The following is a 7,755-nucleotide window of genomic DNA, read 5'->3' on the forward strand; positions in this document are numbered from 1 at the left end:
AAGTTATTATTTTTGCAGCAATAGTATAAATATTGAAATTACCGTATATGTACAACGAGATAAAAAATTTGATTTATAGCCACAAACTGAAAGAAGCTCTCGAAAAACTTCATGAATACGCATCTTCTACAGACAACTGGCAGATAAAATCGGACATTGAAAGTCTGAAAACCACATACGGCTTAATGCTGCAATACACCAGCCAAGGTATGAACGATCCGGAAAGGAAAGAAATGTACACCCAATTATTAAGAAAAGCATTTATTCTTAATGAAAGAGTAAAAATTCAGAATATGCTGGAAAATGACAGTTCATACGTTTCACAAACATACAGAGAGGAAAAACATAGCCCTTCGAAAGGATACGCTGAAATACTGCAGAAACTGGAAGAAAGACAAAAAGATATCAGCATCTCCGACATGTATGAAGAACCATATCGGACAGAACTTACAGAAACTCAAATCAAAATAAGGCAATCAATACTTGAAGAGTTATTCAACAAGACCTGGCGGCCTGTAGTATGGAACGAGGAGGATTATAACGGAGCACTTTCGATAATTGAATCAGAAAAAATATCCGACAATGACAAAGCATTATTCACATCGGCTTTATGTCTGAGCCTCATATACATGCTTGATATATATAAGTTCAGGACGCTTTTGCATATCTATCTGAAATGCAAAAATCCTGTAATCACACAACGTGCCCTAGTGGGTATAATGATAGCTATGCACATTCAAAGTGAAACCATAAGCTATTCATATCCAAATCTTCTTGATGAAATAAATCTGATGAAGGACAATCCATATTTCATGGATGATTTCTATACTGTAATCATACAAATGATACTGTCACTTGATACAGAAAACATAAACAAGAAGATGAGAGACGAGATAATCCCTTCGATAATGCAATCTACGGAGTTGGCATCGCCTATAGACGATATGTCAGACATGAATTTCGAAGAGTTTATAGAAGATATCATTGAAGAAAATCCGGAATGGAAAGAAAACATAGAGAAAATAAAAGACCAGATTAAGGAATTGGATATGCTGCGTCAGGAAGGGGCGGACACAAACATGTGTACATTTTCAAACCTGAAAAGCTATCCTTTCTTCTACGAGCCATCTCACTGGTTCTACATCTTCAGCCCTGAAGTGCCTGTCATATATGAAATGATGACAGACAAAAACAACAATTATGCTCCGTTCATCAATACTCTGATGAAAGCAACAGACATGTGTAATTCCGACAGATTTTCTTTATGTCTGACATTCAAAACCATGCCTAGCTTGCCTTTGGATGCGATGAATACTGGACTGAATGCCCAAAACAAATTGAATGAAGAACTGGAAGGCATAAATAATGAAAAGAAAAAACGTCAGACTGAAAGCAGACTTTTCATACAGGACTTGTACCGTTTTTACAAATTATGGAGAAAACATTATGAAAAGAAAGATATTTTCTCAGAAGGTATTGCATTATGGGAAGATTTCGATATACGCATGATAGTAAAAGAAAGCGGAAAGCTGAAGCAACTTGCAGACTATCTGTTCGCCAAGGGACATGTGACTGATGCTGTATTTACCTATATGGACATCATTGATGACAATCCTAACGACTACGAAACTTTGCAAAAAATAGCGTATGTAAATATTCTGAACAAAGATTATGACAAAGCTCTGGAACTGCTCAAAAAAGCAAATATTTTGTCACCGGGAAATATATGGACTCTCAAAAATATAGCACTTTGCTATAAAAAGAAAAAGCGCTATGATCTTGTACACGAATATCTGAAAGAAGCAGAACAGATAAATCCTGACGATCTGAGCATCTGTACACAAATAGGACAGGCACTCATAACAGAAGGTATATACGACGAAGCACTGAGATATATGTTCAAGGTGGAATATATGACAAAAGGAAAAACATCTGCCCAAAGAGCCATTGCATGGTGTTATTTCATGTTGGACCAATACAACAAAGCTATAGAAATGTACACCAAAATACTGGAAAAGAAGGATGCCACAGCAGAAGACTGGATGAATATAGGACATGTATATCTTGTGAACAACGACATAAAGAATGCTATCTCATTTTATAAAAAAGCCAATGAACTGATAGACAAAAAGTCTTCATTCTATGATATATTCTCATCTGATATTAAAACACTACAGAGTAAGGGTGTAGATGAAGATCTGATCTATTTGATTCCGGATATGGTGCTGGTATAAACACATATTTAGCCCCTGTTTAAACGATGGGTTCTGTTTAAACAGGGGCTAAATATTTTATAAGGATTACATTCTGAAACTGGTTATCTTAACCCAACACATTTCCCAGATATAGGAACAGCATACTGATAAGAACCAGCAGCAAATCCACAGCCTTACTCTTCAGGTTCTTCTCACGGAACACCATCGCTCCGAAAAGGAATGAAACTACAACGCTGCTTCTTCTTACCATCGATACAATGGAAATCATTGAATCTTCCATAGACAACGCATAGAAATACACGAAATCGGCAGCCGACAGGAATATGGAAATCAATATTATACACCAGTCCCAACGAAAAGGAGTACCATGCTTGCGTCTAGGCCACCACAAAAACAGTATCACTCCTCCCATAAGGAACAGCTGATATATATTATACCATGCCTGTACAACCATATTATTGAACTGCCCCATAAGATACTTGTCGTAAAGTCCGCTTATAGCACCAAGAACTGCTGCCAGTACAACAAACCATACCCAGCGGTCGTGTTTGAAATCTATCCCCTCCTTTTTGCCGGAACGGCTAAGCAGGAAGAAAGAAACAATGGCCAGCAGGACTCCTATCCACTGATATGCATTAAGGCGCTCACCAAAAATGAGAAGTGCTCCTACAAGCGTCATCACAGGACGTGTGGCATTGATAGGGCCTACTATTGTAAGAGGCAGATGCTTCATGCCGAAATAACCGAACACCCACGAACCAAGCACAATAAACGACTTCAATATAATAAATTTATGGACTTCCCATCCCGCTTCGGGCACATAAAACAATGATCCTGAAAGCATATCCGGTCTGAAATAAGAAATCAGTATAAACGGAAGGAATATCAGACTGGAGAATAATGTATTCAATCCCAAAACAGGAAGTACGGCATTGTTAGCCAGCGATTTTTTCTTGAATACATCATAAAAGCCCAGCAAAGCAGCCGAGCAGAAAGCCAATAGTAACCACATATCTTTAGTTTTTAAGTTCTTAAGTTTTTAGTTTATGAGTTTGTATGTAAAGGAAATCTTCTACAGAAACAAATCTTCCGGATAACCTATGTCAACAAGAAAAAGGGCATGAGCCGGAACAGAAGTTCCTGCGCTACAACGGTTCTTTTCCTCTATAACCTTTCTAAATCCATCGACAGATAATTTTCCGCGTCCAACCTCCACCAAGGTACCAACTACGGCACGCACCATGTTACGCAAAAATCTGTCAGCCTGAATTGTAAATACCCATTCGTCCTCGCCACACTGACTCCAGCAGGCATGCATAATCTTGCAGTTATTGGTCTTTACATCAGTATGGAGCTTGCTGAAACTTGTGAAATCCGTATATTCAAACAGGGTTGCCGCTGCCTCATTCATCTTTTCAATATCAAGTTTCTGAAAAATTCTCCATGAATAATGGCGTGCAAAAGGATCCTTGCGCGTGGTTATATAGTACTTATATGTACGGTATGTTGCATCGAAACGGGCATGAGCATCCTCACGGACACGTCGGACACTATAAACTGATATATCCTGGGGCAACAGACGATTCAACTTGTCTGTCACCATATCACAATCCAATTCGCGGTCAATATCAAAATGTGCCACCATAAGTCTGGCATGCACACCGGCATCCGTACGTCCTGCACCCACCACCTCAATACTGTCATCTCTCAAAAAGACCGACAAAGCCTTGTTAAGAGTTTCCTGTACACTCTCACCATTAGGCTGTATCTGCCATCCGTGATAGTTTGTGCCATCGTATGCAAGGTATATAAAATATCTGTTCATCACAATGTATTATCTTGCTGTTATATGAAAACATCCCTGTTTCAATTCATACTTTACGTAACATTTCTCTTCCTTTTTCAGGTCACGAAGGACTTCTGCAAGAACCAATTTCAATGTATCAGCACGTACATCCTGCATAGGACGTCCGTCAGGATCTTCCACTTTGGTAAATCTCTTCCAGCTTATATCAAACGTTGTTCCGTAGAAATGGCATGAATTCATTGATGCATTGCCGTTAGTACGCCTCAAACGCTTGACATCCTCTTTGGTACGAGTAACGGAAGTAACTATAATCTTGTTTGGATTAAGTCCTTTATTCTCAAGCGAATCAAGAAAGTTCTCACCTATTGTTTCTAGCAGAGCGCTTGCAGTAGGAACCAGATAAGGAATGGAATGTGTCAATGAATCCATGTCATAATATTCGCAAGGACCTATTTCCACCAGTTTCTTTTTAAGGCTTTCAGCCTCTTCACGCGACGCCACAGGAGATATACCTATAGCCTTTGCCGATTTTAACTGTACGGCATTCAAATCGCCGAAAGAACGTTTGTAACTCACCACACCTTTTATATTGCGTGGGTTATTCATTTTCATAGTTTTGTCTCCACATGATGAAAATGCCATAACGACAATACCAAATGCGAAGAAAGCACCTAATAAATTCTTCATTCTGTTATATTTATATTTTCGGGCGCAAAATTAGCAATAATGCTTGACATTGTGAAAACAGGCAACAGTATTTATTCAACATTTTGGTTATTACCAAAAGTTATAAGCCATAAAATAAGATGAAAAACAACATATTGGCAAAAGCACTATCTTTGCAGCCGGAAACAAGAAACTTTAATATAAAACAAGAACGATATGTTTACAAAAGAAAATCGCGCCAATACCATACACGGTATTCTGCTTATCGCACTATTCTCTTTCGCTGCATTCTACATCGCAGAAATTCCATTTGTAAAAAGTTTGTCATTCAGTCCGCTGATTGTAGGTATAATCCTTGGTATGCTGTATGCCAACAGCCTCAGAAACAAGCTGCCTGAGACATGGGTTCCGGGAATAAAATTCTGTACTAAACAGATACTTCGTGCAGGTATCGTGCTCTACGGTTTCCGCCTTACACTTACACAAGTGGCTGCAGTAGGAATACCGGCTGTTGTAATAGATACAATAATAGTGGCAGGAACGATCTTCCTGGGAGTGTGGTTAGGCAAACTCCTGAAAATGGATGCCGACACATCACTGATGACTGCTACAGGTAGTGCCATATGCGGTGCTGCGGCAGTACTTGGAGCAGAACCGGTTGTTAAATGCGAAGGCCACAAGACAGCCATTGCAGTTTCTACAGTGGTTATATTCGGAACAATATCAATGTTCCTCTATCCTATCATGTACCGTTCCGGAATGCTTGATGCACTGGGAGATACAGGAGTGGCAATCTACACAGGAAGTACACTTCACGAAGTGGCACACGTAGCAGGTGCCGGAAACGCTATGGACCCTACAGACTCACTTGGTATAGCAGGTACGGCTACAATCACTAAGATGATCCGCGTGATGATGCTTGCTCCGGTACTTGTGATAATGGGTATAGCACTTTCAGGCCGCAAAACTAAAGATGCCAGTGGCAAGGCCCAGAAAAGCAAAATCACTATTCCATGGTTTGCATTCGGATTTATCGGCATAATATGTGTCAATTCACTGCTGCAATACCTTCTGGGGGTAGATAGCGTAAAAGAAATCCCTTTGAACGGTGCAATAGAGTATATAGATACATTCATGCTTACAATGGCAATGACTGCACTTGGAACAGACACCAGCATTGACAAATTCAAGCAGGCAGGTGCAAAACCATTTGTTCTGGCCGGACTACTTTATATATGGCTTGTGGGTGGTGGATATATGATTACTAAGTATCTGGTGCCTATGCTGGGATAACATGAAAGTATAAAAAACAAACAACAAAAAATTAACTTGATAAAAAAATGGCCCTCGCTTCAATGGAATATCCACGAAGCGAGGGTTATCTTTTTTAATACATATCCTTATTTCCAATAATTTCCGCTTTCATTAGGAATATTATCATAATCATCAAGTTTGTTACATCCCCTAAATGCGCCGACAGACTCTATTATTTCAATAAACTGAGTATTGTATTCAGGATTATTACGTTCATATAAATGAACTTTTTTACCGTCTATCATTGTGTAAGGAGATTCACCTGTAAGTGAACTACAGCCATTGAAAAGATTCTTAACCTTTACAATTTTTCTTTGGTTATCAAATAATGTAACCGGTATAGTGGTAAGACTTGTACATCCATTGAAAGCATCTTCGAAGAATGTCACATTCTTATTGTTATCAAACAGACCTTCCGGCAACGCTTTAAGCGATGAACAACCTCTGAACAAGGCGCCCATATTATCTACATTCCCCATATTTGAGAACAAATCTGAAGGTATGCTTTCCAATGAAGTACAATCAGTAAAAAGGCCGTACAAATTTCCGTACTGATAATGTTGAATATCTGTAATATAACTTATGTGACAGCTTGAAAAAAGTCCTTCCGGAATTGTTTTCAACGAACTGCATCTGTAGAACATACATTTGATATCGTTCAGATAAGTGTTATTTTTAAACAGGCCGGCAGGGATTGAAACAAGCTTACTACATCCTGAAAATGCATATTGCATTGAAACAACATTACTATTATTGTAAAATAGTTTCTCCGGTATCATTTCCAAATTAGAGCAACCATAAAAGACCTGGTCAAAGCTTCTTGCACTTGTACAATTAGCAAACAGATTTTCAGGTATTTCAGTAAGTCCAGTACAATCTTCAAAAGTACTCTCAAAGTCAGTAGCCGATGTTGCATAAGAGAATAATCCTGAAGGAATAGAAGTTATAGAAGTACATCCTTTAAAACTGTTCTCAAAAGATTTTATATCACTAAATGCTCCGCATAAATCATCTGGAATAGATTCAAGAGTTACAACATCCTCCAAATCGAGTTCAAGCAAATCAGTATCTCCCCATTGTTCTATACTCAACAATGACTTACACATCACTGAACCTACTCTTTGGTTCTCCATTGATATTTTTTCCAAAGAACCTCTAAAAGCTACGACCACTTCCTGTGAAGAAATTTTATAACTATGTCTTATATCACCAGGATAAACGTACTTGTCTATATATTCTTCAGAACCGTCACCCCATGTGATATACCCTCTTACATTACCCCAGAATGGCAAATATACAGTATTTTCATTCAATGACGTAAGAGCAAATTTCATTCTAAGTTCATGTTCTTCTCCACGAACGTCAGTCGTAACAGAGGTTTGTGTTATACCGGAGAAATTATCGAACTTGTCTTTTGCGGCAATATATACAAAGTACTTCTTTCCCTCATCAAGTCCTTCCAATTCATAGGTATTTCCTTCTTCCAGCAATCTTATATTCATAAACCTATCATAATTATTATCATTGACAGCTTCTCTCTGTATTTCGGAAAGAGGAATGGAATCTTCTGTCGAATAAATTCCATAAGCATAAACACCTTCACTGGCCTCCAAATTCATAACAACAGAGTTTATGCTCTTTTCATAAGTAACTAATCAAAATTAAGCAGCATTATGTTTAAGTTTAATTCCCAAGGTATCCCCGACAGCCGCCAATGCCCTATTGACGGTGTAAAAGAGATTGTCGCTACTT

General features: G+C 38.5%; 6 protein-coding genes. 2 read left to right on the top strand and 4 right to left on the bottom strand.

Translation table 11 applies throughout. The features are described from left to right. Positions 1 to 47 precede the first annotated feature (47 nt). Complete coding sequence (locus H6A61_RS12385) at positions 48 to 2,234, top strand: tetratricopeptide repeat protein (RefSeq protein WP_204394015.1); 2,187 nt, start codon at positions 48 to 50, stop codon at positions 2,232 to 2,234. Positions 2,235 to 2,322: 88 nt separating this feature from the next. On the opposite strand, the gene H6A61_RS12390 is transcribed toward H6A61_RS12385, so the two are convergent. Genes H6A61_RS12390 through H6A61_RS12400 form a run of 3 tightly spaced genes read right to left on the bottom strand, consistent with a single transcriptional unit; the run spans position 2,323 to position 4,665 of the window. Beyond that, positions 2,323 to 3,228 carry a DMT family transporter gene (locus H6A61_RS12390; RefSeq protein ID WP_154043628.1) on the bottom strand — a complete coding sequence of 302 codons (906 nt, stop codon included), beginning with the start codon at positions 3,226 to 3,228 and terminating at the stop codon, positions 2,323 to 2,325. A 60-nt stretch (positions 3,229 to 3,288) separates the two neighbouring features. Continuing rightward, positions 3,289 to 4,041, bottom strand: coding sequence for a tRNA pseudouridine(38-40) synthase TruA (gene truA / locus H6A61_RS12395; protein ID WP_154043629.1), 753 nt, complete (start codon positions 4,039 to 4,041; stop codon positions 3,289 to 3,291). A 9-nt stretch (positions 4,042 to 4,050) separates the two neighbouring features. Beyond that, positions 4,051 to 4,665 (bottom strand): DUF5715 family protein, encoded by a 615-nt coding sequence (locus H6A61_RS12400; protein ID WP_239469208.1) that lies wholly within the window; start codon positions 4,663 to 4,665, stop codon positions 4,051 to 4,053. 240 nt (positions 4,666 to 4,905) lie between these two features. On the opposite strand from H6A61_RS12400, the gene H6A61_RS12405 reads away from it, so the two are divergent. Further along, positions 4,906 to 5,982, top strand: a complete 1,077-nt coding sequence (locus H6A61_RS12405) for a YeiH family protein (RefSeq protein WP_204394017.1) — start codon at positions 4,906 to 4,908, stop codon at positions 5,980 to 5,982. A gap of 107 nt (positions 5,983 to 6,089) precedes the next feature. On the opposite strand, the gene H6A61_RS12410 is transcribed toward H6A61_RS12405, so the two are convergent. Continuing rightward, a complete protein-coding gene (locus tag H6A61_RS12410) occupies positions 6,090 to 7,622 on the bottom strand; it encodes a BspA family leucine-rich repeat surface protein (RefSeq protein WP_204394019.1) in 1,533 nt (510 codons plus the stop codon). Positions 7,623 to 7,755 lie beyond the last annotated feature (133 nt).

This window comes from Bacteroides caecigallinarum (assembly GCF_016901995.1).
Taxonomy (GTDB): Bacteria; Bacteroidota; Bacteroidia; order Bacteroidales; family Bacteroidaceae; genus Phocaeicola; species Phocaeicola cellulolyticus.

Excerpts from the sequence above, each read along its gene's own strand:
- H6A61_RS12385 (WP_204394015.1), top strand. The coding sequence starts at position 48 with ATGTACAACGAGATAAAAAATTTGATTTATAGCCACAAACTGAAAGAA.
- H6A61_RS12390 (WP_154043628.1), bottom strand. The coding sequence starts at position 3,228 with ATGTGGTTACTATTGGCTTTCTGCTCGGCTGCTTTGCTGGGCTTTTAT.
- truA (WP_154043629.1), bottom strand. The coding sequence starts at position 4,041 with ATGAACAGATATTTTATATACCTTGCATACGATGGCACAAACTATCAC.
- H6A61_RS12400 (WP_239469208.1), bottom strand. The coding sequence starts at position 4,665 with ATGGCATTTTCATCATGTGGAGACAAAACTATGAAAATGAATAACCCA.
- H6A61_RS12405 (WP_204394017.1), top strand. The coding sequence starts at position 4,906 with ATGTTTACAAAAGAAAATCGCGCCAATACCATACACGGTATTCTGCTT.
- H6A61_RS12410 (WP_204394019.1), bottom strand. The coding sequence starts at position 7,622 with ATGAATTTGGAGGCCAGTGAAGGTGTTTATGCTTATGGAATTTATTCG.